Raw genomic sequence first — 26,890 nt, forward strand, 5'->3', positions numbered from 1 at the left:
TTACGATGGCCCTACTGCAGATCGCCGAACCCGGCCAAAGTCCACAACCGCACCAGCGTCGCCTGGCTGTGGGAATTGACTTGGGTACTACCAATTCCCTGGTCGCTGCGTTGCGCAGCGGTCTTTCCGAACCGCTGGCCGATGAGCAGGGGCAAGTGATCCTGCCGTCCGCCGTGCGCTATCACGCCGATCATGTGGAAGTGGGCGAGTCAGCCAAGCTGGCCGCCGCGACCGATCCGTTCAATACCATTGTGTCGGTCAAGCGCCTGATGGGGCGTGGTCTGTCCGACGTCAAGCAATTGGGTGATCAGCTGCCGTACCGTTTCGTCGACGGCGAATCCCACATGCCGTTCATTGAAACGGTGCAGGGCCCGAAAAGCCCGGTGGAAGTTTCCGCTGACATTCTCAAGGTGCTGCGCCAGCGCGCCGAAGCGGCATTGGGCGGCGAATTGGTCGGTGCGGTCATCACTGTCCCGGCCTATTTCGACGACGCTCAGCGTCAAGCCACCAAGGACGCGGCCAAGCTGGCCGGTCTGAACGTGCTGCGCCTGCTCAACGAGCCGACCGCCGCTGCGGTGGCCTACGGTCTGGACCAGCACGCCGAAGGCCTCGTCGCGATCTATGACTTGGGCGGCGGCACCTTTGATATCTCCATTCTGCGCCTGACCGGCGGTGTATTCGAAGTCCTGGCCACCGGCGGCGACAGCGCCCTGGGCGGCGATGACTTCGATCACGCCATCGCCGGCTGGATCATCGAGCAAGCGGGCCTGTCCGCCGACCTTGATCCGGGCGCGCAACGTCACCTGCTGCAAACGGCCTGCGCCGCCAAGGAAGCCCTGACCGACGCTGCAAGTGTCGAAGTGGCATACGGCGACTGGAAGGCTGCACTGAGCCGTGAGGTCTTTGATGCGCTGATCGAGCCCATGGTCGCCCGCAGCCTCAAGGCTTGCCGCCGCGCCGTGCGTGATTCCGGCGTGGAGCTCGAAGACGTCAAGGCCGTGGTCATGGTCGGTGGTTCGACCCGTGTGCCTCGGGTTCGCGAAGCCGTTGCCGAGGCCTTTGGCCGCCAGCCGCTGACTGAAATCGACCCGGACCAGGTGGTTGCCATCGGCGCCGCGATCCAGGCCGATACCCTGGCTGGCAACAAGCGCGACGGCGGCGAGCTGCTGTTGCTCGACGTGATTCCATTGTCCTTGGGGCTGGAAACCATGGGCGGCCTGATGGAGAAGGTGATTCCGCGCAACACCACCATCCCCGTTGCTCGCGCCCAGGACTTCACCACTTACAAAGACGGCCAGTCGGCCATGATGATTCATGTGCTGCAAGGCGAGCGTGAACTGATCAGCGACTGCCGTTCCCTGGCCCGCTTCGAATTGCGCGGCATCCCGGCGATGGTGGCCGGTGCGGCGAAGATCCGCGTGACCTTCCAGGTCGACGCCGACGGTTTGCTCAATGTTTCCGCCCGCGAGCTGGGTTCGGGCGTCGAGGCGAGCATCCAGGTCAAGCCGTCCTACGGCCTGACCGACGGCGAAATCGCCAAAATGCTCAAGGATTCGTTCCAGCATGCCAGCGACGACAAGGTCGCTCGGGTGTTGCGCGAGCAGCAGGTCGACGGCCAGCGTCTGGTCGAAGCCGTGCAGGCAGCTCTTGAGGCCGATGGCGACCGTCTGCTGGACGCCGAGGAACGCATGGTGATCGAGCTGCAAATGCAGGAGTTGTCTGAATTGATCAAAGGCACCGATGGTTATGCCATCGAGCAGCAGACCAAGCGTCTGTCGCAAGTCACCGATGCCTTTGCTGCCCGCCGCCTGGACTCGACGGTCAAAGCCGCCCTGGCGGGGCGCAACCTGAATGAAATTGAGGAATAACTGATGCCGCAGGTGATTTTTCTGCCCCACGAGAAGTTCTGTCCCGAGGGCATGGTCGTGGAGTGTGAGCCCGGAATTTCCATTCTCGAGCTGGCCCATGAGCACCATATCGAGATGGAAAGTGCCTGTGGCGGCGTCTGTGCGTGCACGACTTGCCATTGCATTATTCGCGAGGGCTTCGATTCGCTCGAAGAGGCAGACGAGCTGGAAGAGGACTTCCTCGATCGGGCCTGGGGCCTGGAAGCGCAATCGCGCCTGGGCTGTCAGGCGATTGTCGGTACGGAAGACCTGACTGTCGAAATCCCAAGATACTCGCTTAACCACGCTGCCGAAGCGCCGCACTGATTCAAGGAGCTGTCATGGGCCTTAAATGGGTTGATGTACAAGAGATCGCTATCCTGTTGGCTGATGGTTATCCGGATACGGATCCCTATTCGGTAAACTTTGTGGCATTGCGTGACATGGTCATGGCTTTGCCGGGGTTTGACGACGATCGGGATCGCGGCGGTGAAAAGGTCCTTGAAGCGATCCAGACTGCCTGGAAAGAAGAGCAGGACTGAAGCTTCCCTTACGCAGTTAGGCAATACCCAAGAACCCGCGTATAATTCGCGGGTTTAATTTTTCGCAAATTACCGTTTCTGGAGTTACACCATGGCTGTTCAACGTACTTTCTCCATCATCAAGCCTGACGCCGTTGCTAAAAACGTGATCGGCAAGATCGTTACCCGCTTCGAAGACGCTGGCCTGCGCGTTGTAGCTTCGAAAATGAAGCAACTGTCCAAGGCCGAAGCCGAAGGCTTCTACGCTGAGCACAGCGAGCGCGGCTTCTTCGGTGAGCTGGTTGCCTTCATGACTTCCGGTCCGGTTGTCGTTCAGGTGCTGGAAGGCGAAAACGCCATTGCTCGCAACCGTGAGCTGATGGGCGCCACCAACCCTAAAGAAGCTGCTGCCGGCACCATCCGTGCTGACTTCGCTGAGTCGATCGACGCCAACGCCGTTCACGGTTCGGACTCCGAAGCCGCTGCTGCTCGCGAAATCGCTTACTTTTTCTCCGCTACTGAAGTAACCACTCGCTAAGCCCAGGCTTTTGAGTGAAGGTGAATCCATGACTACATCGAACGGCAAAACCAACCTGTTGGGCCTGACCCAGCCGGAAATGGAGAAATTCTTCGACTCGATCGGGGAGAAGCGTTTCCGTGCCGGCCAGGTGATGAAATGGATTCACCACTTTGGCGTCGACGACTTCGACGCCATGACGAATGTCAGCAAGGCCCTGCGCGAAAAGCTCAAGGCCGTTGCTGAAATTCGCGGTCCGGAAGTGGTCAGCGAGGACATCTCCAGCGACGGCACCCGTAAGTGGGTGGTGCGCGTGGCGTCCGGTAGCTGCGTCGAGACCGTCTACATTCCCCAGGGCAAACGCGGCACCTTGTGCGTTTCGTCCCAGGCAGGCTGTGCCCTGGATTGCAGTTTCTGCTCCACCGGCAAGCAAGGCTTCAATAGCAACCTCACCGCCGCCGAAGTGATCGGCCAGGTGTGGATTGCCAACAAATCCTTTGGCAGCGTCCCGGCGACCGTCGACCGTGCCATCACCAACGTGGTGATGATGGGCATGGGTGAGCCGCTGCTGAACTTCGACAACGTCATCGCTGCCATGCACCTGATGATGGATGACCTGGGTTATGGCATCTCCAAGCGCCGGGTGACCCTGTCCACCTCCGGCGTGGTGCCGATGATCGATGAGCTGGCCAAGCACATCGACGTCTCCCTGGCGTTGTCGCTGCACGCACCCAATGACGCATTGCGTAACCAATTGGTGCCGATCAACAAGAAATATCCGCTTAAGATGCTGCTGGAATCGTGTCAGCGCTACATGTCGTCCCTGGGCGAAAAACGCGTGCTGACCATCGAGTACACGCTGCTCAAGGACGTGAACGACAAGGTTGAACACGCGGTCGAGATGATCGAGCTGCTCAAGAACATCCCTTGCAAGATCAACCTGATCCCGTTCAACCCGTTCCCGCATTCCGGTTACGAGCGTCCGAGCAACAACGCGATTCGTCGCTTCCAGGACCAGCTTCATCACGCGGGCTTCAACGTCACCGTGCGTACCACCCGCGGCGAAGACATCGATGCCGCGTGTGGCCAATTGGTAGGACAGGTGCTGGATCGCACCCGTCGCAGTGAACGCTACATTGCCGTGCGTGAGTTGAACGCCGCCGACGATGTTGCGCAAAACGCTGCGAACAGTCACTAAGAGAGGAACTCTATGTCCCTGCGCTTCGCGCTGCTGTTGCTGTTGGCCGGTCTTTGCACCGGTTGTGTTCTGTCGGGTGACTACAACCCCATGAAAACCAGCAAGGGGCGCGACGAGGCGCGTGAAGCCTATGTGCAATTGGGCATAGGCTATCTGCAACAGGGCATGACCGAGCGGGCCAAGGTGCCGCTCAAGAAAGCCCTGGAGCTGGACGATTCAGATGCTGATGCCAACGCGGCCCTGGCGTTGGTATTCCAGGCCGAGATGGAACCTGAACTGGCCGACGCGCATTTTCGCAAGGCGCTCTCCGCCGTGCCGCAGGATGCGCGGATCCTGAACAACTACGGCAGCTTCCTTTTCGAGCAGAAGCGTTACAAAGAGGCCTACGAGCGCTTCGAGCAGGCGACCGCCGATACCCTTTACCCCGAGCGTTCGCGGGTGTTTGAAAACCTGGGCATGACGGCCTCGAAACTCGGCCAGCGTGATCTGGCTCGCCAGCAGCTTGAAAAAGCGCTGCGGCTCAACCGCCAGCAGCCACGGGCATTGCTGGAAATGGCTGAGTTGTCTTACGAAGACAGGCATTATGTGCCCGCGCGCGATTATTACGAACGTTTTAGCCTGCTGAGCGAGCAAAATGCACGTAGTCTATTGCTCGGTGTTCGGCTGGCCCACGTGTTCGAAGATCGTGACAAGGCCGCCAGTTTTGGCCTGCAACTAAAAAGACTCTATCCCGGTACGCCGGAATATCAGCAATACCTGTCGGAGCAATGATGAAAGCGGCGCATCCTGAAGTTGTAGCAGCGACTCGCGTAAATCCCGGTGAGACCCTGCGCCAAGCTCGCGAAAGCAATGGTTGGTCGCTGGCAGAGGTGGCCCTCAAGCTCAATCTCACCGTGGCTTCCCTGGGCAACCTGGAAGCCGGCGCGTTCGATAAATTGCCTGGGCATACATTCGCTCGGGGCTACATCCGTGCCTACGCCAAATTGCTCGGCATGGACCAGACCGAACTGGTCCAGCAATTCGATCAATACACCGGTTCCGACGCCCAGGGCAGCAGTGTGCACAGCCTGGGCCGCATCGAAGAGCCGGTTCGCGTTTCCCACACCATTTTGCGAATCGTCAGTTTGTTGCTGTTGATCGCGGTGATTGGTGGCGGTTTCCTCTGGTGGCAGGACCAGGCCGCCTTGCGCGCCAAGGATCCCATCGCCATGAACCCTGAGCATGTCGAGGTCGAAGGCGCCGACGGCACCACCCGCATACATCCGCTGGACGAGCCGGAAGATCAGGCTGTGGTGGAAGGCCAGAGCGCAGGGGAGACCAACCTGGTGTTGCCTCAGGGGCAGGATGGCGCAGATCCGGCCGTCGGTGCTGAACCGAGTGTGCCGGCCGCTCCGGCAGACGCGCCTGCTGCACCCGCCACGCCAGCCCCGACCGCCAATGCGCCGGCTACTCAAGCGCCGGCTGTACCGAGCACACCCGCCCCTGTCGTCGAGACTCCGGCTGCGCCCGCCGCAGCGCCAGCAACTCCGACAGCCTCCACCACTGCGGTAGCGCCCGTCGCTCCCGCAGCCGGTCAAGGCCAGGTACAGATTCAATTTACCGCCGACTGCTGGACGCAGATCACCGATGGCACCGGCAAGGTGCTGTTCAGTGGCCTCAAGCGCAAGGGCGACAGCACTTCCGTCAACGGCACGCCGCCGTTTGCCGTGCGCCTGGGTTATGCCCGTGGCGCGCAGGTCAGCTACAACGGCCAACCGGTCGACGTGGCTCCGTTCACCAGTGGCGAGACCGCTCGCCTGAAGTTGGGTCAATAAGTCATGCACGGCGAATCTCCAATCAAACGTCGCGAATCGCGAAAGATCTGGGTCGGCAACGTTCCTGTTGGCGGCGATGCGCCCATCGCTGTGCAAAGCATGACCAACAGCGACACCAACGACGTGGCCGCCACCGTTGCGCAGATCAACCGACTGGAAGCCGCCGGTGTCGACATCGTGCGGGTTTCCGTGCCGGACATGGACGCCGCCGAGGCGTTCGGCAAAATCAAGCAGTTGGTCAAAGTGCCGCTGGTGGCCGACATTCACTTCGACTACCGCATCGCCCTGCGCGTGGCCGAGCTGGGTGTGGACTGCCTGCGCATCAACCCGGGCAACATCGGTCGCGAAGACCGCGTGCGTGCGGTGGTGGATGCTGCCCGCGACCGTGGTATTCCGATCCGCATCGGCGTCAACGCCGGTTCCCTGGAAAAAGACCTGCAAAAGAAATACGGCGAACCGACCCCGGCTGCGCTGGTGGAGTCGGCCCTGCGCCATGTCGAGCACCTGGAGCGCCTGAACTTCCAGGACTTCAAGGTCAGCGTGAAGGCTTCCGACGTGTTCATGGCCGTCGAAGCCTATCGCTTGCTGGCCAAGGAAATCGTCCAGCCGCTGCACCTGGGCATCACCGAGGCCGGTGGGTTGCGTTCGGGCACGGTGAAATCCGCCGTCGGCCTCGGTATGCTGCTCGCCGAAGGAATTGGCGATACCATCCGCATCTCGTTGGCGGCCGATCCAGTGGAGGAAGTGAAAGTCGGCTACGACATTCTCAAGTCCCTGCACCTGCGTTCCCGTGGCATCAACTTCATCGCCTGCCCAAGCTGCTCGCGGCAGAACTTTGATGTGGTCAAGACCATGAACGAGCTGGAAGGGCGCCTGGAAGACCTGCTGGTGCCGCTGGATGTCGCGGTGATTGGTTGCGTGGTCAACGGGCCGGGTGAAGCCAAGGAAGCCCATATCGGCCTCACCGGCGGTACACCGAACCTGATTTACATCGACGGCAAGCCGTCGCAGAAACTGACGAATGACAATCTGGTGGATGAACTGGAACGGTTGATCCGCCAGAAAGCGGCCGAAAAGGTCGAAGCCGACGCTGCTGTAATCGCGCGTGGTTGAGTCGAACGAATTTAAGGATTACCTGTGAGCAAGTCCCTGCAAGCCATTCGTGGCATGAACGACATCCTGCCCGAGCAGACGCCCCTGTGGCGCTATTTCGAGGGCACCGTTGCGCGTTTGCTGGATAACTACGGTTACCGGCAGATCCGCATGCCGATCGTCGAGTTCACCGAACTGTTCAAGCGTTCCATCGGCGAAGTGACCGACATCGTCGAAAAAGAGATGTACACCTTCGAAGACCGCAACGGCGATTCGCTGACCTTGCGCCCCGAAGGCACGGCGGCGTGCGTGCGTGCGGTGCTCGAGCACGGCATTACCGGTGGTGGCCAGGTGCAGAAACTCTGGTACATCGGCCCGATGTTTCGCCACGAGCGTCCACAGAAAGGTCGTTATCGCCAGTTCCACCAGATAGGCCTGGAGGTATTCAACCTCGACGGTCCGGACATCGACGCCGAGCTGATCGTATTGACCTGGCGCCTGTGGGGCGAGCTGGGCATTCGTGATGCGGTCAAGCTCGAACTCAACAGTCTGGGCACCAGCGAGTCCCGTGGGCGCTACCGCGAAGCGCTGGTGGAGTTCCTGTCCGCTCACCTGGACAAGCTGGACGAAGACAGTCAGCGCCGCCTCAAGACCAATCCGCTGCGGGTGTTGGATACCAAGAACGCCGACACGCAGGCGATCCTGGTCGATGCGCCGAAAATGGCTGACTACCTCGACGATGAATCTCGTGCGCACTTCGAGGGGCTGAAGGCGCGTCTGGATGCCGTCGGTATTCCCTATGTCATTAACCCGAAGCTGGTCCGCGGGCTGGATTACTACAGCAAGACCGTCTTTGAATGGGTCACCGACAAGTTGGGCGCCCAGGGAACTGTGTGTGCCGGCGGCCGTTACGACGGGCTGGTGGAACAGATGGGCGGAAAGCCGACCTCGGGCGTGGGTTTTGCCATGGGCATCGAACGTCTGGTGTTGATGCTTGAGACGCTGGACAAGATCCCGCAGGAAATCGCCCGTCAGGTCGACGTTTACCTGTGCGCCTTCGGCGAAGCAGCCGAACTGGCGGCCCTGGCGCTGAGCGAGCGAGTCCGCGACCAGTTGCCCAACCTGCGCCTGCAGACCAACGCCGGCGGCGGCAGCTTCAAGAGCCAGTTCAAGAAGGCCGACAAGAGTGGTGCGCTGTATGCACTGATTCTCGGTGACGACGAATTGGCCCAGCAAGTGGTAGGTTTCAAACCCCTGCGTGGCCAGGGCGAACAACAAAGCATTGCCTGGGATGCGCTTGCCGCACACCTGGCCACCTGCGTCGTGCAGGGTTGAAGCTGTCAAACAGCCGATTTAGCGATTAAGGAGTATTGGGGTGTCGAGTACCGAAGATGAACAGCTGGCGGATTTGAAGGACTGGTGGACGCGCAACGGCAAGCCGCTGGTCACTGGCGGCCTGTTGGCGCTGGTCATCGTGTTCGGCTGGCAGGCCTGGCAGAAATACCAGAGCAACCAGGCGCAAGGCGCTTCGATGCTCTATCAGCAGTTGCTGGAAACCACCCTGACCCCGGACGGCAAGCCTGACGCTGCCCGCGTGGCGGAGTTGGCCGGCAAGCTCGACAACGAATTCGGCGGCACGGCCTACGCGCAATATGGCCGTCTGTTCGTGGCCAAGGTCGCGGTAGACACCGGCAAGCTGGACGACGCCGCCACCGAGCTGAAGGCCATTGTCGACAAGCCGGTCAACCCGACCCTGGGCGAAGTGGCGCGTCAGCGCCTGGCGCAGGTGCTGGCGGCGCAGAACAAGGCCGAAGAGGCGTTGAAGCTGCTCGACGGTGATGCCGACAAGGCGTTCCTGGCGACCCGCGAAGAACTCAAGGGCGACCTGCTGGTACAGCTTGGTCGTGCTGATGAGGCCCATGCGGCCTACCAAAAAGCCAAGGCTGCGCTGTCGGATGAAGCCGCGGTCGGTGGCCTGCAAATCAAGCTGGACGACCTGGCCAAAGGGGATGCGTGACGTGATCCGTTGGAAACATGCAGCATTGCTGGCTCTGGCCATTCTGGCCGCGGGTTGCAGCAGCAACAGCAAGAAAGAACTGCCACCGGCCGAACTGACCGACTTCAAAGAAGAAGTCGTGCTGCAGAAGCAATGGAGTCGCTCCATCGGTGACGGCCAGGGTGAAACCTACAACATGCTGGTGCCAGCCATCGATGGCGACACTATCTATGCCTCCGACGTCACTGGCGTGGTGATGGCGATGGATCGCACCAATGGCGACGTCAAGTGGGAGCAGGATCTCGAACTGCCCGTTTCCGGCGCCGTTGGCGTGGGTTACGGGTTGGTCATGATCGGCACGCTCAAGGGCGAAATCGTGGCCCTGGACGCCAGCAGCGGTGAAGAGAAATGGCGCGCTCGCGTGACCAGTGAAGTCCTCGCACCGCCGGCCACCAACGGTGACGTGGTCGTGGTACAGACACAGGATGACAGCCTGATCGGTCTGGATGCCGCCACTGGCGAGCAGCGCTGGTTGTACGACAGCACCCCGGCGGTACTGACCCTGCGCGGCACCAGTGCGCCGATCGTCACCAACCGCCTCGCGGTGGCCGGGTTGTCGACCGGTAAAGTGGTGGCCCTGGATATTTCCAACGGCGTGCCGGTCTGGGAACAGCGCGTGGCCATCCCGCAGGGCCGTTCGGAGCTGGAGCGCGTGGTCGACATCGACGGCGGCCTGCTGTTGTCTGGCAGTACGCTGTACGTTGCCAGCTACCAGGGACGCGTTGCGGCGCTGGACCTGGAAAGCGGTCGCCCGCTGTGGCAGCGCGATGCCTCCAGCTACGCCGGCGTCGCCGAGGGTTTGGGCAGTGTCTACGTGAGCCTGTCCTCGGGCACGGTTGAAGGCGTCGACGAGCGTTCCACCACCGCATTGTGGAGCAACGACTCCCTGGCCCGTCGTCAACTGTCGGCCCCGGAAGTGTTCTCCAGCTACGTTGCAGTCGGTGACCTGGAAGGTTACCTGCACCTGCTCAGCCAGGTGGACGGTCGCTTCGTCGGCCGTGAGCGCATCGACAGCGACGGCCTGCGTGCCCGTCCGCTGGTGGTGGGCAACATGATTTATGTGTATGGCAACAGCGGCAAACTGGAAGCCCTGACCATCAAGTAAGACTATGCTTGGGTTAATCCCAAGCGGCTTCATTTTTGTGGGCGCGAGCCTGCTCGCGAATGCGGTGGTCCAGTGGCATGGATGTCGACTGATCCAACGCTTTCGCGAGCAGGCTCGCTCCCACAGGATGGCCCCCGAGCACCAGCCGCTGCCTCGCAGCGGCTTTTGTATTTTCTGAAATAACGAAGTGGAGAGCCGCATGGTTCCCGTAATCGCCCTGGTGGGCCGACCGAACGTCGGCAAGTCCACCTTGTTCAACCGCCTGACCAGGACTCGCGACGCCATTGTCGGCGACTTGTCCGGTCTGACCCGTGATCGCCAATACGGTGAGGCCAAGTGGCAAGGGCGTACCTATATTCTGGTCGACACCGGTGGCATCTCCGGTGATGAACACGGCATGGACGAAAAAATGGCCGAGCAGTCGCTGCTCGCCATCGAAGAAGCGGATGTGGTGCTGTTCCTGGTAGACGCCAAGGCCGGTTTTACCGCCGCCGACCAGATGATCGCCGAGCATCTGCGCAAACGTAACAAGCGTTCCTATGTGGTGGCCAACAAGGTCGACAACATCGACCCGGACATGGCCCGCGCCGAATTCGCGCCGTTGGGCATGGGCCAGGCGATCCCGATCGCCGGCGCCCACGGTCGTGGCATCACCCAGATGCTGGAAATCGCCCTGGCTGATTTCCCCAAAGACGACGAAGACGAACCGGAAGACGGTGAAGAAGAAATCGTTGCCGAAGGCGAGGAAGCCAAGCGCATTCCTGGCCCTAGCGAAAAAGACGGGATCAAGATCGCCATCATCGGCCGCCCGAACGTCGGCAAGTCGACGCTGGTCAACCGCATGCTCGGCGAAGACCGGGTCATCGTGTACGACCAGCCCGGCACCACCCGCGACAGTATCTACATCCCGTTCGAGCGTAACGAAGAGAAGTACACGCTGATCGACACGGCCGGTGTGCGCAAGCGCGGCAAGATCCACGAAGAAGTCGAAAAATTCTCCGTGGTCAAAACCCTGCAGGCGATCAAAGACGCCAACGTGGTGATCTTCGTGATGGACGCCCGCGAAGGCGTGGTCGATCACGACCTGAACCTGCTGGGCTTCGCCCTGGAAGCCGGCCGTGCGTTGGTCATCGCGATCAACAAGTGGGACGGCATGACGCCTAGCGAACGGGATTTCGTCAAGGTTGAACTGCAGCGTCGCCTGTTCTTCGTTGACTTCGCCGACATCCACTTCATTTCGGCCTTGCACGGTACGGGCGTGGGCAACCTCTACGCGTCGGTGCAGAACTCGTTCAAGTCGGCGGTCACCCGCTGGCCGACCAATCGTCTGACCCAGATCCTCGAAGACGCCGTCGGCGAGCACGCGCCACCGATGGTCAACAACCGCCGGATCAAGCTGCGTTACGCTCACCTGGGTGGCGCCAACCCGCCGATCATCGTGATTCACGGTAACCAGATCGAGAAGGTGCCCAAGTCGTACGTCCGGTATCTGGAAAACACTTATCGCCGCGTCCTGAAGCTGGTCGGCACGCCGATCCGCATCGAGTTCAAGGGCGGCGAGAACCCGTACGAAGGCAACAAGAACACGCTCACCGACCGTCAGGTCAACAAGAAGCGCCGCTTGATGTCGCACCACAAGAAGGCTGACAAGAAGCGTCGTGATAAACGCTGATCGATAGTCACCGCAGTTCCACTGTGGGAGCGAGCTTGCTCGCGATAGCGGCAGTACATCAACAGGGATGCATGCTGATCCACCGCCATCGCGAGCAAGCTCGCTCCCACAGGGTATGAGTTGTGTCAGCGTAAGAAGGGTGCCCTTGGTGGCACCCTTTTTCATGCCCGGCGATTGGGCTATCCTCGACCTCTCCCGCGCCGCACCAGAGCCGGGTGTAGACGCAGGGAACCCCCAATGATCACCAGCAAGTTGCCGAATGTCGGCATCACTATCTTCACCCAGATGTCCCAGCTCGCCGCGCAGACCGGCGCGCTCAATCTGTCCCAGGGGTTTCCCGATTTCGATGGTCCGCAGGCCCTGCGCGATGCAGTCGGCCGGCATGTCGCCCAAGGGCATAACCAATACTCGCCCATGACCGGTTTGCCGGCGCTGCGCCAGCAGATCGCGGCGAAGATCGCCCGCAGCTATGGCGTCACCGTCGATGCCGACCAGGAAGTGACCGTGACCCCCGGTGCGACCCAGGCGATTTTCTGCGCCATCGCGGCAGTGGTTCACAGCGGCGACGAAGTGATCGTGTTCGACCCTTGCTACGACAGCTATGAGCCCGCCGTCGAGTTGGCCGGTGGCCGTTGTGTGCATGTGCAATTGGGCCTGGATGATTTCGCCATCGATTTCCAGAAGCTCGCTGAAGCCCTGAGCCCGCGTACGCGCATGATCATTCTCAACACACCGCACAATCCCAGTGGCGCGCTGATCAGCCGCGCCGAACTCGACCAGTTGGCGGCGCTGATTCGTGACCGCGATATTTACCTGATCAGTGACGAAGTTTACGAACACCTGGTGTTCGACGGCGTCGCCCACGCCAGTGTCCTGGCCCATGAAGAACTGTACCGGCGGGCCTTTGTGGTCAGTTCGTTTGGCAAGACCTACCACGTCACCGGCTGGAAAACCGGCTATGTGGTGGCGCCACCCGCCCTGACGGCGGAACTGCGCAAGGTGCATCAGTACGTCAGCTTCTGCGGCGTGACGCCGTTGCAGTACGCCCTGGCTGACTACATGGCCGATCACCCGGAGCACGTCGAAGAACTGCCGGACTTCTACCAGGCCAAGCGTGACCTGTTCTGCGATTTGCTGGCCCCCTCGCGCTTCAGTTTCAAGCGAGTACCCGGCACCTATTTCCAACTGGTGGATTACTCGCAGATCCGCCCGGACCTCAATGACGTCGACATGGCAGTCTGGATGACCCGTGAGCACGGCGTGGCGACGATCCCTGTCTCGGTGTTCTACCAGAACCCACCCGAAGGCCAGCGCCTGGTGCGCCTGTGCTTTGCCAAACGCGAGGAGACGCTGCGCGAAGCGGCGGAAAAACTATGCGTGATCTGAGTACCTTGCCCAATCTCAATGTTGCGCTGATCCAGACCACCCTGGCCTGGCACGATCGCCAGGCCAACCTGGAACATTTCGAGGGCTTGCTTGCGCAGGCGCGCGGGGCGGACCTGATTATCCTGCCGGAAATGTTCACCACGGGTTTTTCCATGGAGTCCGAGACCCAGGCTGAGCCGGAAAACGGTCCTTCGCACAAGTGGCTCCAGGCTCAGGCTGCGAAGCTCGGAGCGGTGATCACCGGCAGTGTGATTATCCAGGCCGCCGACGGCAGCCATCGCAATCGTCTGCTCTGGGCACGACCGGACGGCGAAGTGCTGCATTACGACAAGCGTCATCTGTTCCGCATGGCCGGTGAGCATAATCACTACACGCCGGGCGAGCGCCAGGTGCTGTTCGAACTCAACGGCTGGCGGATCCGCCCGCTGATTTGCTATGACCTGCGTTTCCCGGTGTGGAGCCGCGACGCCGAGGACACCGACCTGTTGCTGTACACCGCCAACTGGCCCGGCGCTCGGCGCCAGCATTGGAACCGTCTGCTGCCGGCCCGAGCAATCGAGAACCTGTGCTACGTGGCCGCGGTAAACCGCATCGGCCACGACGGTAAGGGCTTTGCCTATACCGGTGACAGTCAGGTGCTGGACTTCCAGGGTGAAACCCTGCTCAGCACCGGTGAGGCCGACGGGGTATTCACTGTGTGTCTGAGTGCGGCGGAGCTGGCGGCATATCGCACTCGCTTTCCGGCGAACCTGGATGCCGATCGTTTTGAATTCACAAATTGAAACGATTCAGCCTCAAGGAACGGTGTTGCGTGCCGATAACCGGTCAGCCAAGGAGAAGTCCCTATGACCAGCATCAGCGCAACCACCGTAAATCCTTATCCGTTGTCAGCCCCTAAAGTCTCCATTCGTGGGGCTGAAGAAGAGAAAGCGGTCAGTCCAGTGGCATCGACTGACAGCAGCGAAGACAAAGACAAGAAACTGAAAGTCGACACCAGCGGCGCGAATATCGCAGGAGCGGGCGGCAGCAGCGGCAGCGGCGATGTCATCGAACAACTGAAGAAGCAGATCGAACAGACCGAGAAGTTGCTGGCCGAACAGCAAGCCCAGCTGGCTCGGGTGCAAAAAAGCCGGGCTGATGAGGAGCAGAAAGCCCAGGAAACCATGGCGATTCAGACCCAGATCATGGCGACCCAAGCGACCTTGCAGACCTTGCAGGCCGCGCTGTTGCAGGCGATGACAATTTCGATCGATACCCATGCCTGATATTTGGGTTGTCTGACAGGCCGCCATCGCGAGCAAGCTCGCTCCCACAGGGGAGCTGAGGCGGGCACAGGATTTCGGCCCCACTGAAGATCCCGTGTGGGAGCGAGCTTGCTCGCGATGAGGCCCTGACAGGCAGTACAAAACCACCCGCCAAACAAAAAGGCCCCAGGGTTCACACCCCGGGGCCTTTCGCATTTCATCGGTGGATCAGGCCGCCTTGGCCTCCGGCTGGCTCAGCGACCGGTTCAGCGCACTGAACAGCGCCTTGAAGCTGGCCGTGGTGATGTTCTCATCGATACCCACGCCATGCACCGCACGCTCACCGTTGACCCGCAGCTCGATGTACGCCGCAGCCTTGGCGTTGGTGCCGGCGCCGATGGCGTGTTCGTTGTAGTCCATGATCTCCACCGGAATCGGCAGCCCGGCCACCAGCGCTTCCAGCGCGCCGTTGCCCTTGCCGCGCCAGTGCAGGTTGGTCTCGCCCTGGCCCTTGCTGGCCACTTCGACTTCCACGGCGCTGTTGCCGTTTTCTTCCTGCAGACGATGGCTGACCAGCGCGTACGGGGTGTTGGCTTGCAGGTATTCGCTGTGGAGCAGGGCATGGATCTGCTGGGCGGTCATTTCCAGGCCCAGGCGATCGGTTTCGCGCTGAACCACCTGGCTGAACTCGATCTGCATGCGACGCGGCAGGCTGATGCCGTATTCCTGTTCCAGCAGGTAGGCGATACCGCCCTTGCCCGACTGGCTGTTGACGCGGATCACCGCCTCGTAGCTGCGGCCAATGTCGGCCGGGTCGATCGGCAGGTACGGCACTTCCCACAGGGTGTCCGGTTTCTGCTGGGCAAAACCTTTGCGAATGGCATCCTGGTGCGAGCCGGAGAATGCAGTGTGAACCAGGTCGCCCACGTACGGATGGCGCGGATGCACCGGGATCTGATTGCACTCTTCGACCACTTTGCGCACGCCGTCGATGTCGGAGAAATCCAGCTCAGGGTTGATGCCCTGGGTGTAGAGGTTCAGCGCGACGGTCACCAGGTCGACGTTACCGGTGCGTTCGCCGTTGCCGAACAGGCAGCCTTCGACACGGTCGGCGCCGGCCATAAGGCCCAGTTCGGTGGCGGCTACGCCGGTGCCACGGTCGTTATGGGTGTGCAGGCTGATGAGCACGCTGTCGCGACGGGTGATGTTGCGACCGAACCACTCGATCTGGTCGGCGTAGACGTTCGGAGTCGCGACTTCCACGGTGGCCGGCAGGTTGAGGATGACCTTTCGCTCAGGCGTCGGGTTCCAGACCTCGATCACTGCGTCGCAGACTTCCTTGGCGAATTCCAGCTCGGTGGCGCTGAAGGTTTCTGGCGAGTATTCGAACTGCCACTGGGTTTCTGGCTGCTGCGCGGCGTATTTGACGAACAGCTTGGCCGCATTCACCGCGATTTCCTTCACGCCTTCCTTGTCCTGGTTGAACACGATGCGGCGGAACGAAGGGCTGGTGGCGTTGTACAGGTGGACGATGGCTTTTTTCGCGCCGCGCAGGGATTCGAACGTGCGGGCGATCAGGTCTTCACGGGCCTGGGTCAGCACCTGGATGGTGGTGTCGTCCGGGATGTGGCCTTCTTCGATGAGGGTACGCACGAAGTCGAAGTCGGTCTGCGAAGCCGCCGGGAACGACGCTTCGATTTCCTTCACGCCCACGGCGACCAGGGTTTTCCAGAAACGCAGCTTCTTGGCGGCGTCCATCGGCTCGATCAGCGACTGATTGCCGTCACGCAGGTCGGAGCTGCACCAGATCGGCGCGGCGGTGATGGTCTTCGACGGCCAGGTGCGATCCGGCAGGTTGATGGTCGGGAAGGCGCGGTACTTGAAAGACGGGTCTTTGAGCATGCTCATCGCAGAATCCTTTTATTGTCGTGGCCGGGAAAAGGCGGCCTGCCGGTGGTTCGAACGGGGTGGCTTTACAGCCGGAACGAGGTGCCGCGATTCAGCCCGGCAGTCGTGCGCTGACGAGGCACAGGCTGCGGTGCTGGCGAAGCTGAATGAGGGTGTGAGAGGTTTTCATGCCTTCAACCCTAACCGCGCGGAGGGCGGATCGCAAGCAGTCGGGAAAAATTGAGATAAGTTCTGTTTTTAGGCGGGTTTGCGCGATTTAATCGCGCAGGTTCGAAGTGTTGATCTTGGAAATTGCGTCGATGTTTTGAGCTTGGCAATTCGCTGGATGGTGGTGATGTGGCTGCCGTCATCGCGAGTAGCCTCGCTCCCACAGGGATTTTCTGTTGGTCACAAATGTTGTGTTCACAAGAGATCCAAGTGTGGGAGCGAGCCTGCTCGCGATCAGGCCGGCAGCTTCACCGCAAAAATCAGGGCTGGAATGCCCCGATAAAAATCGCCGGATCCACCCGCGCATCGTTCAGGCTGATATTCCAGTGCATGTGCGGGCCAGTTGCCCGGCCCGTGGAGCCGACTTTGCCGACGACCGTGCCGCGCTTGAGCTGCTGGCCGACCTTCACGTCGATCTTCGACATGTGGCAGAACATGCTGATGAAACCCTGGCCGTGATCGACAAACACGGTGTTGCCATTGAAGAAGTAATTGCCGGTGAGGATCACCTTGCCAGCGGCCGGAGTCTTGATGGGTGTGCCGGCGGGCACGGCGAAGTCCAGGCCGGCGTGGGGGTTGCGTTCTTCGCCGTTGAAGAAGCGCCGCACGCCGAACTTGCTCGACATCGGCCCATTGACCGGCTTGTCCAGCAGCAGGTTGCTGGGGATGTTCGGGCTGAAGCTGCGGTACGCCTTCAGTTGCACGGCCAGTTCGGCGTTGATGCGTTTGAGGTCCGCCGGATTCGGATTGACCTGGCGCTTGTTCTTCAGGGTGATGTGTTGCTCGGGGTACTTTTTATAGCCGACCACGAACGGCTGGGTGCTGCCGCCACTGCTGATCTGCTGGGTGCCGGGCTTGACCGTCAGCGGGATGCCGACAATCGCCAGCCAGTTGTCCTTTTCCTTGACCACCAGCACCGGTTTGCCCTGGTAACTGGCTTTTGGCGCCTGGGCCGCGCTGCCCAGGTCCACCACGGCCACGCCGCCGGGCACCGGTTTGTTCAGCAGGCGGGTGATGTAACTGTCGGCGTTGGCGTTGAAGGTCAGGCACAGCAAGAGCAATGGGGCGAGATATCGCGACATGAATCAATCCAATAGAGAAAGGGTGACCGGCGTCAGGTGATTGTCTTCGACCCGCACCAGCAGTTCGCCTTCACCGAGCCGCGCGGTCAGGCGCTGGCCGGTTTGGGTCTGCGCGGCGTTGCGGATCGCCTGGCCGCGTTCGTCCAGCAAAATACTGTAGCCGCGGCCGAGGGTCGCCAGGGGGCTGACGATGTGCAGCGTCTGCATCTGGTTTTGCAGTTGCAGGCGTCGCGCCTTCAGGCCCTCGCGCATGGCCCGGGGCAAGCGCGCGGCGAGGCTGTCCAGGCGTTGGCGCAGCAGTGCCAGGTGCCGCCCCGGATGTTGCCCGGCCAGGCGGGTTTCCAGGCGGATCAGGCGTTCGCGGCGGGTATTGAGGCTGCGCTCGAAGGCCCGGCGCATGCGCATGTCCAGGTCGTCGAGGCGCTGGGCTTGCTGGCGCAGGCGCTCACCGGGGTGGCGCAGGCGTCGGGTCAGGCCTTCAAGGCGCAGTTGATCGCGCATCAGGCGGTCGCGCATGCGCATCACCAGCCGCCGGTGCAGGCTTTCGACCCGGCGCACCAGGTCGCCGGCATCGGGGGCCAGCAGTTCGGCAGCGGCGGACGGGGTCGGGGCGCGCACGTCAGCGACGAAATCGCTGATGGACACGTCGGTTTCATGGCCGACGGCGCTGACGATCGGCGTGACGCAGGCGTCCACCGCCCTGGCCACGGCTTCTTCGTTGAAGCACCACAAGTCTTCCAGCGAGCCGCCGCCTCGGGCCAGGATCAGCGCATCGAACCCCCGGGCATCCGCCAGTTTCAGCGCGCGGACGATTTGCGCCGTGGCTTCGCGGCCCTGTACGGCGGTGGGGATCAGCGTCAGGGAAATCTGCGGCGCACGGCGGCGGAAGACGCTGATGATGTCGCGGATCACCGCGCCGGTGGGCGAACTGATGATGCCGATGCGTTGCGGATGGGCCGGCAGCGGCACCTTGCGCTCGGCGCTGAACAGGCCTTCGGCGCTGAGCTTTTCCTTGAGCGCATCGAAGGCCAGGCGCAGGGCGCCATCGCCGGCCGGTTCCACGGTGTCGAGAATCAGCTGATAGTCGCCGCGCCCCTCGAACAGTGAGACCTTGCCGCGTACTTTCACCGCCAGTCCATCTTTGAGGGCTTGACGCACCCGCGCGGCATTTTGCCGGAACAGTGCGCAACGTACCTGGGCGCCGCTGTCCTTGAGGGTGAAATACACATGGCCGGAGGCAGGGCGGGCAAGGTTGGAAATTTCGCCCTCGACCCAGATGTTGCTGAACACGTCTTCAAGCAGCACCCGCGCACGGCCGTTGAGCTGGCTGACAGTCAGGACCTCGCGGTCCAGGCCCAGTCGGGCAAAGGGATCTTTAATCATGGGCAGCATGATAAGGGCATTCGCCGATGAATCTCCATGTGTGCAGACAAATCAGACCGAGTCGTCTGCATCGCGAGCAAGCTCGCTCCCACAGTTGATCTTCAGTGCGGCATAGATCCAGTGTGGGAGCGAGCTTGCTCGCGATAGCGGTAGCCCAATCACCACAAATGTTGGATATGCCCCGACACATCTGGCTAAAGTCCCCGCTCTCCTCATCAAGGAAGTGCCGGATGAATCTTCTGTCGTGGTTAGGCCAGTGGGCATTTGCCCCTATGGAGTGGCTGCTGATCGGCCTGGCCATCGCCCTGGCTTACATCGTGTTCGGCATCGCCGGCTTCGGCACGGCGCTGGTGGCCGCGCCCATCCTGCTGCTGTTCATGCCGCTGTCGAAGATCGTCCCGCTGTTGGTCTTGCTCGATTTTGTCGCAGCCTTTGGCAACCTGTTGCCATCGCGTCGGGACGTGTCCCGACCGGAGCTGCTGCGGTTGCTGCCGTGCATGGCAGTGGGCTGCACCCTGGGGGTGATTTTCCTGCTCAACCTCAAGTCCGACCTGTTGTTGCTGTTGATGGGGCTGTTCATCTGCAGCTATGCCATCTACAGCCTGTTGATAAAGACCCGGCCCACGCAGTTGTCATCGCTGTGGGCGTTTCCGATGGGCACGGTGGGCGGGATGTTCGGGGCATTGTTCGGCAGTGGCGGCTTTTTATATGCAATCTACCTGAACAGCCGCCTACCTAAAGATCCGGCCCGAGCCACGCAAAGTGCCTTGATCAGTTGCAGCACCGTGGTGCGCTTGAGCTTGTTTATCGTCGCCGGTGTGTATGCCGAGCTACCCTTGCTGGTACTGGCGCTGTGTTTGTTGCCGGCCATGGCGCTGGGGTTGTGGGTAGGGCGTCGCTTGACCATGAGGTTGTCGCGCGAGGCATTCGTGCGATTGGTGACCTGGCTGGTGCTCGCCAGCGGCATTGCCTTGATCGGGCGTTACCTGAGTGCTTGACCTGGCCCCGCCAGGGATTAAGCTGCCGGCCTTTGATCAGACCCTGCCAGGGAAACAGCCAGGCCTCGCCATGAATTCGCAAAGCATCATCGTCCCGAAAATTTCTACCCTGCCGGTCCACGAGCCTCGGGCCCGGGCGGTTGTGCGCTGGCTGGTGCGCAAGAATATCGTAGAAGAACAACTGACCACCTGCGGGCGTACCGGCAATCGCATGGCCCACGCCATCGCCCCCGGTGCTCGCGACGTGGTCATGCACCCCGAAGCCTTGCCGTTCGGCGAATCGATCAACGGCCTGGAGATCATCACCAAGCGCTGCATCTATACACCGGCCAAGGGCTTTCTCGAAGAAGCCGGTTGTGCCGAGTGTCGCCGGGAGGTTGGCGAAGCGTTGTTCGAAAGCCTGGAAGACTGGATGCCGGCGCGCACCGACAACTTCACCTGCCCCGAATGCGGTCATGAAGACGACATCAATGGCTTTCTGTTCCTGCAGCCCTGCGGCTTCTCGAATTTGGGTTTCATTTTCAATAACTGGCTGGAAGCGGGTTTCAAGCAGGTGTTTCTGGATGAATTCGCCGATTGGCTGGATCAGCCGGTGAGTTGGGTGAAGGTGGAGCTATAGAGGCGACGCGGTAACCGGTGTGGGAGCGAGCTTGCTCGCGAAAGCGGTGGGTCAGCTACATATAAGTGAATGACACCCCGCCATCGCGAGCAAGCTCGCTCCCACAGGGAAATGCGTTGGCAGTCAGGCATTGATTTAGCCCATCGATCACCCCGGCAATAATAGACAGAGTTTTACATTGAGCCAGAGGGGGTGCATGTATATAATGGCGCGCTTCCATTTTCCCGCTCGGGAGCCCCCGCGATGCTGCGTATCAGCCAAGAAGCTCTGACCTTCGACGACATTCTCCTAGTGCCCGGTTATTCCGAGGTACTGCCTAACGAAGTCAGTCTCAAAACCCGTCTTACCCGTGGCATCGAACTGAATATCCCGTTGGTTTCCGCCGCCATGGACACCGTGACCGAAGCCCGTCTGGCCATTGCCATGGCCCAGGAAGGCGGTATCGGTATCATCCACAAGAACATGACCATCGAACAGCAGGCCGCCGAAGTGCGCAAGGTCAAGCGGTTCGAGGCTGGCGTGGTCAAGGACCCGATCACCATCGAGGCTGACGCCACGGTTCGCGATCTGTTCGAACTGACCCGCATGCACAACATCTCCGGCGTTCCGGTGCTGCACGATGGTGACCTGGTCGGCATCGTCACCTCCCGCGACGTGCGTTTCGAGAACCGCCTGGACGCCACCGTCCGTCAAGTGATGACGCCTAAAGAGCGTCTGGTCACGGTCAAGGAAGGCATCGGCAAGGACGAAGTTCGCGAGTTGCTGCACAAGCACCGCATCGAGCGCGTGCTGATCGTCGACGACAAGTTCGCCCTCAAGGGCATGATGACCGTCAATGACATCGAAAAAGCCAAGGCTTATCCGCTGGCCAGCAAGGACGACCAGGGTCGTCTGCGCGTAGGCGCTGCGGTCGGCACCGGCAAGGACACTGGCGACCGCGTCGCGGCCCTGGTCAATGCCGGCGTCGACGTGGTGGTGGTCGACACCGCCCACGGTCACTCCAAAGGCGTGATTGACCGCGTTCGCTGGGTCAAGCAGAACTTCCCTGAAGTGCAGGTGATCGGCGGCAACATCGCCACCGGCGCTGCCGCCAAGGCCCTGGCCGAAGCTGGCGCCGATGCGGTCAAGGTCGGTATCGGCCCAGGCTCGATCTGCACCACCCGCATCGTTGCCGGTGTCGGCGTGCCGCAGATCAGCGCCATCGCCAACGTCGCCGCAGCCCTTGAAGGCACTGGCGTACCGTTGATCGCCGACGGCGGCATCCGCTTCTCCGGTGACCTGTCCAAGGCCATCGTCGCCGGGGCCTCCTGCGTGATGATGGGGTCGATGTTTGCCGGTACTGAAGAAGCGCCGGGCGAGATCGAGCTGTTCCAGGGCCGTAGCTACAAGGCTTACCGCGGCATGGGCTCGCTGGGTGCCATGTCCCAGGCCCAGGGCTCCTCCGACCGTTACTTCCAGGACTCCTCCGCGGGTGCCGAGAAGCTGGTGCCCGAAGGCATCGAAGGTCGCGTGCCATACAAAGGCACCCTGAGCGCCATCATCCATCAACTGATGGGCGGCCTGCGTTCTTCCATGGGCTACACCGGCAGCGCCAACATTGAAGAGATGCGCACCAAGCCGGAGTTCGTCCGCATCACCGGCGCCGGCATGGCCGAGTCCCATGTCCACGACGTACAGATCACCAAGGAAGCGCCGAACTACCGCGTAGGTTAAGGCCTTCAGCAAAACGTTAATCACCGGGGCTGTTCATTCAGCCCCGAGTTGTTTCTGATTCACTACATGAGAATGAGTCATGGCCCTCGACATTCACGCTCACCGCATCCTGATCCTCGACTTCGGTTCCCAGTACACCCAGCTGATCGCCCGCCGCGTGCGTGAAATCGGCGTGTACTGCGAATTGCATCCGTTCGACATGGATGACGAAGCGATTCGCGAATTCGCGCCTAAAGGCGTCATCCTCGCCGGCGGCCCCGAGTCTGTGCACGAAGCCGATAGCCCGCGTTGCCCGCAAGCGGTGTTCGACCTGGGCGTGCCGGTCTTCGGTATCTGCTACGGCATGCAGACCATGGCTGAACAGCTGGGCGGCAAGGTAGAAGGCTCCGACCTGCGTGAGTTCGGTTACGCCCGCGTCGACGTGGTCGGCAAGAGCCGCCTGTTGGACGGCATCGAAGACCATATCGATGCCGACGGCCTGTTCGGTCTCGACGTGTGGATGAGCCACGGTGACAAGGTCACCAAGATGCCGGAAGACTTCCACATCCTGGCCAGCACCCCGAGCTGCCCGATTGCCGGCATGTTCAACGATGATCGCCGTTACTACGGCGTGCAGTTCCACCCGGAAGTGACCCATACCAAGCAAGGCGGTCGCATCCTGTCGCGCTTCATCCTCGATATCTGCGAGTGCGAAGCCCTGTGGACGCCATCGAAAATCGCTGAAGACGCCATTGCCCAGGTTCGCGCCCAAGTTGGCACCGACAACGTACTGCTCGGCTTGTCCGGCGGCGTGGACTCCTCGGTGGTTGCCGCGTTGCTGCACAAGGCTATCGGCGATCAACTGACCTGCGTCTTCGTCGACAACGGCCTGCTGCGCCTGCACGAAGGCGAGCAAGTGATGGCTATGTTCGCCGAGAACATGGGCGTCAAGGTGATCCGCGCCAACGCCGAAGAGCAGTTCCTGAACAACCTGGCCGGCGAGTCCGACCCGGAGAAGAAGCGCAAGATCATCGGCCGCACCTTCATCGACGTATTCGATGCCGAATCCTGCAAGCTGGACAACATCAAGTACCTGGCCCAAGGCACCATCTACCCCGACGTGATCGAGTCGGCCGGCGCCAAGAGCGGCAAGGCCCACGTGATCAAGTCCCACCACAACGTCGGTGGCCTGCCGGAAGAAATGAACCTCAAGCTGGTCGAGCCGCTGCGCGAGCTGTTCAAGGATGAGGTACGTCGCCTCGGCCTGGAACTGGGCCTGCCGTACGATATGGTCTACCGCCACCCGTTCCCAGGCCCGGGCCTGGGCGTGCGGATCCTTGGTGAAGTGAAGAAGGAATACGCCGACCTGCTGCGTCGCGCCGACCACATCTTCATCGAAGAACTGCGCAAGGCCGACTGGTACCACAAGGTCAGCCAGGCGTTCGTGGTGTTCCAACCGGTGAAATCGGTGGGCGTGGTCGGCGATGGCCGTCGCTACGCCTGGGTCGTGGCCCTGCGCGCCGTGGAAACCATCGACTTCATGACCGCTCGCTGGGCGCACCTGCCGTACGAGCTGCTGGAAACCGTTTCCGGTCGCATCATCAATGAAATCGAAGGTATTTCTCGCGTGACGTATGACGTGTCGAGCAAGCCGCCGGCGACGATTGAGTGGGAGTGATCCTGACCAGGCCTTGATGACCTGAGCTGTATGGAAGAAAAGCCCTGTGGATAACTTTCCCAGGGCTTTTTTCATTTTCGCTGGCTTTACGCTTTCTTGCCGAAGCGCAGGGGTGGCGTGGTGCTGAGGACTAGGAAATGGAATACACCTTTACCTTGAAATATCAGCTCGCTGGTGATGACTGTCCCGCGGATGAACTGGTCGAGCGGCTGGGTGAGGCTGGCTGTGACGACGCTCTGGTAGGCATTGGGCAACCGGGGCGGCTGGCGCTTGAGTTCACTCGCGAGGCTGCGGATGCGATCAAGGCCGTGCTTAGCGCCCTGGGCGATGTCCGCCGCGCGGTGCCGTCGGCCAAACTGATCGAGGTTGCTCCTGACTGGGTCGGGCTGACCGACGTAGCCGAAATCGTAGGCGTATCTCGACAGAACATGCGCAAGCTGATGTTGGCTCATCCTGGCAGCTTCCCGACGCCTGTGCACGAAGGGAGTTCGTCTATCTGGCACTTGGCAGACATCCTGACCTGGCTGCAGGCCAAGGGCAGCTATTCACTTCCCAAGCACGTGCTGGATCTGGCGCAGGTGGCTTTGCAGGTCAACGTTGCGAAAGAGGGGCGGCGGTTACCTGGCTTGGCTGCCAGAGAGTTGGAAGCTTTGGTTGGGTGACGGTCTGAACCGCTTGGGGCGCCATTAGGCGCCCTTGTCGCATCTGACGATCATGGCTCGACCGGGTGGCGCGACAATCCTTCACTTAATATTTCTCAATTGCAGGTGTATCGTATTCGCCTTTTGCGGGCCCCAGGGTCCGTCGCAGATTCAAGAGGTGGTAGCTCCATGTCCTTTACCCGTCGCCAAATACTCGGTGGCCTGGCCGGTCTTGTTGTCGTTGGCGTAGGGGCGGGGGGCGCGTCACGGTATTGGTTGGGCAAGATGGCCGATGCCGAGGCCGGTCACGACTATGAGTTGATCGCCGCGCCCCTGGACGTGGAGCTGGTGGCCGGGCACAAGACCCAGGCTTGGGCCTTTGGTCCGTCGGCACCGGGTACTGAATTGCGGGTGCGTCAGGGCGAATGGTTGCGGGTGCGCTTCATTAATCACCTGCCGGTTGCGACCACCATTCACTGGCACGGTATCCGTCTGCCGCTGGAGATGGACGGTGTGCCGTATGTCTCGCAATTGCCGGTGCTGCCGGGTGAATACTTCGATTACAAATTCCGCGTGCCGGACGCCGGCAGCTATTGGTATCACCCCCACGTCAACAGCAGCGAAGAGCTCGGTCGCGGGCTCGTTGGGCCTTTGATTGTCGAGGAGCGTGAGCCCACCGGCTTCAAATACGAACAAACCCTCAGCCTCAAGAACTGGCATGTGGATGAGCAAGGCGAGTTCGTCGCCTTCAGCATTCCCCGTGAAGCGGCGCGTGGAGGGACGGCCGGGCGTTTGTCGACCATCAACGGCGTGCCGCTGCCGGTGATTGATCTGCCGGCCGGACAGATCACCCGGGTGCGTTTGCTCAATCTCGACAACACTCTGACTTACCGCATCAACATCCCCGGCGTTGAAGCGCAGATCTATGCGTTGGACGGCAACCCTATCGAGCCGCGCCCGCTGGGCAAGGAATACTGGCTGGGTCCGGGCATGCGCATTTGTCTGGCGATCAAGGCGCCGGCGGCCGGGGAGGAGTTGTCATTGCGCAATGGTCCGGTGCGGCTGGGCACTTTGCGCTCCGTGCCCAACAACGAGGCGCCGGCCCAGTGGCCGCCTGCGTTGCCACCTAACCCGGTGGCCGAGCCAGACCTGGCCAATGCCGAGAAACTCAACTTCAATTTCGAGTGGGTCGGTTCGGTGTCGGTCAATGTCGACAACGGCAAACCACCGAGTTTGTGGCAGATCAACGGCAAGGCCTGGGACATCACCGACAAGACCTGCGCCGACCGGCCAATCGCCACGCTGAAAAAAGGCCAGAGTTACATTTTTGAATTGAAGAACATGACTCAGTACCAGCATCCGATCCATTTGCACGGCATGAGCTTCAAAGTGATTGCGTCCAACCGGCACAAGGTCATCCCATATTTCACCGACACTTACCTGCTGGGCAAGAACGAGCGAGCGCAGGTCGCGCTGGTGGCGGATAACCCGGGGGTGTGGATGTTCCATTGCCATGTGATCGACCACATGGAAACCGGCCTGATGGCCGCCATCGAGGTGGCGTGATGCGCCAGATTCGCCCCGCCAAAATCATCGACCGCAGCCGTGACCAGGATTTCATGCGCGAAGCCCTGAGCCTCGCCGCACAAGGCGCGGCTTTGGGTGAAGTGCCGGTGGGCGCGGTGCTGGTGCAGGACGGTGAGATCATCGGCCGCGGCTTCAACTGCCCGATCAGCGGCCACGACCCCAGCGCCCATGCGGAAATGGTCGCCATCCGCGCCGCCGCCCAGGCCGTGAGCAACTATCGCCTGCCCGGCAGCACCCTCTATGTGACGCTGGAGCCGTGCAGCATGTGCGCCGGCCTCATCGTTCACTCGCGCATCGCCCGGGTCGTCTACGGCGCCCTGGAGCCCAAGGCCGGCATTGTGCAGAGCCAGGGGCAGTTTTTCAGCCAGGGGTTTCTCAATCATCGAGTGATGTTCGAGGGCGGGGTGTTGGCTGAAGAGTGCAGTGCGGTGTTGAGCGAGTTCTTCAAGGCCCGCAGAGCCAAATCCCAAGACTGACGCTGTACCCTGTGGGAGCGGGCTTGCTCGCGAAAGCGGCGTGTCAGTCACATAGATGTTGAATGGTCCGCCGCCATCGCGAGCAAGCTCAGCTCCCACATGGGGTCCCGGGTGTCCACAGATCCTGC

25 protein-coding genes are annotated in these 26,890 nt (G+C 61.2%); 22 read left to right on the top strand and 3 right to left on the bottom strand.

The window, feature by feature from the left end; all coding sequences use genetic code 11:
- Positions 1–5 precede the first annotated feature (5 nt).
- The 15 genes from hscA (at position 6) to GKKCFE_RS03600 (ending at position 14,512) form a co-directional block, all read left to right on the top strand.
- The gene (gene hscA / locus GKKCFE_RS03530) at positions 6–1,868 is read left to right on the top strand and encodes a Fe-S protein assembly chaperone HscA (protein WP_445577488.1); all 1,863 of its coding nucleotides are present in this window, start codon (positions 6–8) and stop codon (positions 1,866–1,868) included.
- Positions 1,869–1,871: 3 nt separating this feature from the next.
- Entirely contained in the window at positions 1,872–2,213 is a 342-nt protein-coding gene (gene fdx, locus GKKCFE_RS03535) for an ISC system 2Fe-2S type ferredoxin (protein WP_076386240.1), read from the top strand.
- A gap of 14 nt (positions 2,214–2,227) precedes the next feature.
- Complete coding sequence (iscX, locus tag GKKCFE_RS03540) at positions 2,228–2,428, top strand: Fe-S cluster assembly protein IscX (RefSeq protein WP_139051095.1); 201 nt, start codon at positions 2,228–2,230, stop codon at positions 2,426–2,428.
- Between the two features lie 91 nt (positions 2,429–2,519).
- A complete protein-coding gene (gene ndk / locus GKKCFE_RS03545) occupies positions 2,520–2,945 on the top strand; it encodes a nucleoside-diphosphate kinase (RefSeq protein ID WP_042727994.1) in 426 nt (141 codons plus the stop codon).
- Positions 2,946–2,973: 28 nt separating this feature from the next.
- Entirely contained in the window at positions 2,974–4,122 is a 1,149-nt protein-coding gene (rlmN, locus tag GKKCFE_RS03550; RefSeq protein ID WP_047227475.1) for a 23S rRNA (adenine(2503)-C(2))-methyltransferase RlmN, read from the top strand.
- A gap of 12 nt (positions 4,123–4,134) precedes the next feature.
- On the top strand, positions 4,135–4,893 hold the full coding sequence (pilW, locus tag GKKCFE_RS03555; RefSeq protein ID WP_047227476.1) for a type IV pilus biogenesis/stability protein PilW: 759 nt from the start codon (positions 4,135–4,137) through the stop codon (positions 4,891–4,893).
- Positions 4,893–5,936: a RodZ domain-containing protein gene (locus GKKCFE_RS03560; protein WP_047227477.1), complete on the top strand. Its 1,044-nt coding sequence runs from the start codon at positions 4,893–4,895 to the stop codon at positions 5,934–5,936. Before pilW ends, GKKCFE_RS03560 begins: the two co-directional genes overlap by 1 nt.
- Before the next feature lie 3 nt (positions 5,937–5,939).
- On the top strand, positions 5,940–7,049 hold the full coding sequence (gene ispG / locus GKKCFE_RS03565) for a flavodoxin-dependent (E)-4-hydroxy-3-methylbut-2-enyl-diphosphate synthase (RefSeq protein WP_003185136.1): 1,110 nt from the start codon (positions 5,940–5,942) through the stop codon (positions 7,047–7,049).
- Between the two features lie 24 nt (positions 7,050–7,073).
- Positions 7,074–8,363: a histidine--tRNA ligase gene (gene hisS, locus GKKCFE_RS03570; RefSeq protein ID WP_445577489.1), complete on the top strand. Its 1,290-nt coding sequence runs from the start codon at positions 7,074–7,076 to the stop codon at positions 8,361–8,363.
- Positions 8,364–8,403: 40 nt separating this feature from the next.
- Positions 8,404–9,045 (top strand): YfgM family protein, encoded by a 642-nt coding sequence (locus GKKCFE_RS03575; RefSeq protein ID WP_076386234.1) that lies wholly within the window; start codon positions 8,404–8,406, stop codon positions 9,043–9,045.
- Positions 9,038–10,189, top strand: a complete 1,152-nt coding sequence (bamB, locus tag GKKCFE_RS03580) for an outer membrane protein assembly factor BamB (RefSeq protein WP_047227480.1) — start codon at positions 9,038–9,040, stop codon at positions 10,187–10,189. Before GKKCFE_RS03575 ends, bamB begins: the two co-directional genes overlap by 8 nt.
- Positions 10,190–10,388: 199 nt before the next feature.
- Positions 10,389–11,861, top strand: a complete 1,473-nt coding sequence (der, locus tag GKKCFE_RS03585; protein ID WP_076386232.1) for a ribosome biogenesis GTPase Der — start codon at positions 10,389–10,391, stop codon at positions 11,859–11,861.
- Between the two features lie 237 nt (positions 11,862–12,098).
- Complete coding sequence (locus tag GKKCFE_RS03590) at positions 12,099–13,247, top strand: pyridoxal phosphate-dependent aminotransferase (protein WP_139051094.1); 1,149 nt, start codon at positions 12,099–12,101, stop codon at positions 13,245–13,247.
- A complete protein-coding gene (locus GKKCFE_RS03595; RefSeq protein ID WP_445577490.1) occupies positions 13,235–14,029 on the top strand; it encodes an amidohydrolase in 795 nt (264 codons plus the stop codon). The genes GKKCFE_RS03590 and GKKCFE_RS03595 overlap by 13 nt, the downstream gene beginning before the upstream one ends.
- A 63-nt stretch (positions 14,030–14,092) precedes the next feature.
- A complete protein-coding gene (locus tag GKKCFE_RS03600; protein ID WP_445577491.1) occupies positions 14,093–14,512 on the top strand; it encodes a hypothetical protein in 420 nt (139 codons plus the stop codon).
- A 207-nt stretch (positions 14,513–14,719) separates the two neighbouring features.
- On the opposite strand, the gene leuA is transcribed toward GKKCFE_RS03600, so the two are convergent.
- The 3 genes from leuA to xseA all read right to left on the bottom strand — a co-directional run bounded on the left by leuA (position 14,720) and on the right by xseA (position 19,071).
- A complete protein-coding gene (leuA, locus tag GKKCFE_RS03605; RefSeq protein ID WP_445577492.1) occupies positions 14,720–16,399 on the bottom strand; it encodes a 2-isopropylmalate synthase in 1,680 nt (559 codons plus the stop codon).
- Between the two features lie 467 nt (positions 16,400–16,866).
- Positions 16,867–17,688: a peptidoglycan DD-metalloendopeptidase family protein gene (locus GKKCFE_RS03610; protein WP_445577493.1), complete on the bottom strand. Its 822-nt coding sequence runs from the start codon at positions 17,686–17,688 to the stop codon at positions 16,867–16,869.
- 3 nt (positions 17,689–17,691) lie between these two features.
- Entirely contained in the window at positions 17,692–19,071 is a 1,380-nt protein-coding gene (gene xseA, locus GKKCFE_RS03615; RefSeq protein WP_139051124.1) for an exodeoxyribonuclease VII large subunit, read from the bottom strand.
- A 230-nt stretch (positions 19,072–19,301) separates the two neighbouring features.
- Here xseA and GKKCFE_RS03620 point away from each other — a divergent pair, with 230 nt between their 5' ends.
- The 7 genes from GKKCFE_RS03620 to tadA all read left to right on the top strand — a co-directional run bounded on the left by GKKCFE_RS03620 (position 19,302) and on the right by tadA (position 26,762).
- Positions 19,302–20,069: a sulfite exporter TauE/SafE family protein gene (locus GKKCFE_RS03620; RefSeq protein ID WP_139051092.1), complete on the top strand. Its 768-nt coding sequence runs from the start codon at positions 19,302–19,304 to the stop codon at positions 20,067–20,069.
- 70 nt (positions 20,070–20,139) lie between these two features.
- Positions 20,140–20,688 (top strand): sugar ABC transporter ATPase, encoded by a 549-nt coding sequence (locus GKKCFE_RS03625; RefSeq protein ID WP_445577494.1) that lies wholly within the window; start codon positions 20,140–20,142, stop codon positions 20,686–20,688.
- Positions 20,689–20,931: 243 nt separating this feature from the next.
- A complete protein-coding gene (gene guaB, locus GKKCFE_RS03630) occupies positions 20,932–22,401 on the top strand; it encodes an IMP dehydrogenase (RefSeq protein WP_047227487.1) in 1,470 nt (489 codons plus the stop codon).
- Between the two features lie 79 nt (positions 22,402–22,480).
- Positions 22,481–24,058, top strand: coding sequence for a glutamine-hydrolyzing GMP synthase (gene guaA / locus GKKCFE_RS03635; RefSeq protein WP_047227488.1), 1,578 nt, complete (start codon positions 22,481–22,483; stop codon positions 24,056–24,058).
- Between the two features lie 137 nt (positions 24,059–24,195).
- Entirely contained in the window at positions 24,196–24,720 is a 525-nt protein-coding gene (locus tag GKKCFE_RS03640; RefSeq protein ID WP_288914163.1) for a helix-turn-helix transcriptional regulator, read from the top strand.
- 168 nt (positions 24,721–24,888) lie between these two features.
- Positions 24,889–26,265, top strand: coding sequence for a multicopper oxidase family protein (locus tag GKKCFE_RS03645; RefSeq protein WP_445577495.1), 1,377 nt, complete (start codon positions 24,889–24,891; stop codon positions 26,263–26,265).
- Positions 26,265–26,762, top strand: coding sequence for a tRNA adenosine(34) deaminase TadA (gene tadA / locus GKKCFE_RS03650; protein ID WP_339489945.1), 498 nt, complete (start codon positions 26,265–26,267; stop codon positions 26,760–26,762). The genes GKKCFE_RS03645 and tadA overlap by 1 nt, the downstream gene beginning before the upstream one ends.
- Positions 26,763–26,890 lie beyond the last annotated feature (128 nt).

The organism is Pseudomonas sp. E141, from assembly GCF_052659885.1.